A 544-nucleotide genomic window follows, 5' to 3' on the forward strand; every position below is an offset into this window, starting at 1 on the left:
ACGCTGGACGATATTGCATCCCGGCTGTCGCCGATCAAGCCGCTGGGCGCTTACCGAATGACACTGGAATGGCGCGGCCAGCAGGCGCAATTGCAACTGAACTCCCTGCGCGGCCCGCTGCTGTTGAGCGGCGCCGGCCGGCTTGACCGCGGCAGAATGCAGTTTTCCGGCAGGGCCGAGGCGGCGCTAGGGCAGGAGCAAAGGCTGGCGAATCTGTTGAACCTGCTCGGACAACGTCGTACCGAAGGCGGCAAGGATTACATCTCACTCGAATTCAAATGAAAAAAATCTTTCCACTGGCAAAATGCCTGCCGACCAAGGCAACCTGGCGCCGCGCTGGCGCCGCCACGCTCGTGATGAGCCTTCTGGCCGGCATGGCCCCGGCGCGCGCGCAGGACCCGTCCCGCAACGAGGCGGTGCTCAATTTCGTCGGCGCCGACATCGAATCCGTGGTCAAGGCGGTCGGGCACTACACCGGGACCAATTTCCTGATCGATCCGCGGGTCAAGGGGACGATCAGCCTGATTTCCGAAAAGCCGGTGAC

The 544-nt window shown here is 63.1% G+C and carries 2 protein-coding genes; both read left to right on the forward strand.

Annotation, left to right across the window (positions count from 1 at the left end; genetic code table 11):
- A partial coding sequence (gene gspN, locus JK635_RS28555; protein WP_202654710.1) for a type II secretion system protein N occupies positions 1 to 282 on the forward strand: 282 nt, incomplete at its 5' end.
- Positions 279 to 544: type II secretion system protein D (locus tag JK635_RS28560; RefSeq protein ID WP_202654711.1), on the forward strand; the 266-nt coding region annotated here is incomplete at its 3' end. The genes gspN and JK635_RS28560, both read left to right, overlap by 4 nt.

The organism is Neobacillus paridis (genome assembly GCF_016765675.1).
Lineage (GTDB): Bacteria > Bacillota > Bacilli > Bacillales > Cytobacillaceae > Neobacillus > Neobacillus paridis.